We start from the raw sequence: 1,190 nt of genomic DNA, 5'->3' as shown, positions 1-1,190 counted from the left end.
GCCGTCCGCCGGGGCGGTGGCCGCCGGGGCGTCACGCTCCGGGGCCGCGGCGCCCGCCCCGCATCCGCTCAGCGCCGCCAGCACGACGAGGACGACGGCCGCCGGCGCCCTTCGGCCGCGCGCGCGGGCGAAGGCACCGGCCTGCCGCCCGGCGCGGTACGGAGCACGGTGACACGGACGGGACGGACAGTCGATCGATGAAGCCATGTCCTCAGCCTGACTTCGACTTCCCGGAAACGCGTCGGCTCCCCGCGCGAGTCCGCCGAAGTCCCCCGTCTGCGCTGCCCGCGGAACGCGCGGGACGGGGGCCGCCCGGGTGACGGATCCGCCCCCGGGTGGAGTACGGATCCCCCGGACGGAGCAGCGCGCGGGGGCGGCGCCGCCGGTGGGTCACGAACCGCGGGCCGGGTTCGGCCGGCACGTCCCCTTCGGCCGAACCGGTGAGGGCGACGTCCGTCAGGGTGGCGCCGCCACCGGCCCCGCCCGTGGCGGGGACACCGGACCCGCCGTGGGAGCCGTCGATGGTGACGCCGGTGATCCGGGTGTCCGGCACCGCTCCCCGCCCGGCTCGAACCGGATGCCGTCAGGGGTGGAGCGGCGGCTGCCGGTGCCCCGGACGACCGCGCCCGGGACACCGGCACCCGGGCGAACGGGCGCGGCCCCGTCCTCCTGGTCCCCACGTCCCCCGGATCCGGGCTTGCGGCTCGCCGCCCCGCGCCGGGAGCACGCGCACGACGCGTCCCCGGACCGCGCCGGCCCTCGCGCCCCCGGGAGAACGTCAACCGGTGACCGCTCGGAAGAAACGGTCGACCGCGCGCGGCCGTACCATGACTGGCCACCGGGGGAACCAACAGGCAGAGAAGGGGCACCGTCATGTCCGAGAACCCGACCGCAGCCACCGATCTCACGTCGCAGTACTCCGCCCAGGTCGCGGGCGACCTGGAGCGCAACGTCAAGGAGCAGGAGCGGGTCACCGCGGAGATCGCCGCGCTGCGGGAGCGGTTGACCGTGCTCCAGCACGACCACACCCTTCTGGTGAACATGCAGCAGGCACTGGGCCTCGCCCCGGCGTCCGGGACCGTGGACGCGCCCGGTGCCGTGGGCGCCTCGCAGCCGGTGGACGCGCCGGAGGCGGACGCGGCGCCGGGTGGTGCGACCGTGCCGGCGCCGCGCGGGAAGGACGGCGCCGG

Annotated in this window: 2 pseudogenes; one reads left to right on the top strand and one right to left on the bottom strand. The window is 77.4% G+C overall.

Going from position 1 to position 1,190, the window contains the following annotated elements:
• Positions 1-207, bottom strand: a pseudogene (locus ABTY20_RS35295) (hypothetical protein); the annotation flags it as partial.
• Between the two features lie 666 nt (positions 208-873).
• Here ABTY20_RS35295 and ABTY20_RS35290 point away from each other — a divergent pair.
• A pseudogene (locus ABTY20_RS35290) lies at positions 874-1,190 on the top strand (hypothetical protein); the annotation flags it as partial.

Origin of the sequence: Streptomyces sp. NPDC126497 (assembly GCF_040302425.1) — a bacterium.
Classification (GTDB): domain Bacteria; phylum Actinomycetota; class Actinomycetes; order Streptomycetales; family Streptomycetaceae; genus Streptomyces.
The sequence above is the reverse complement of the archived record's forward strand: the minus strand, read 5'-3'. Positions and strand labels throughout refer to the sequence as shown.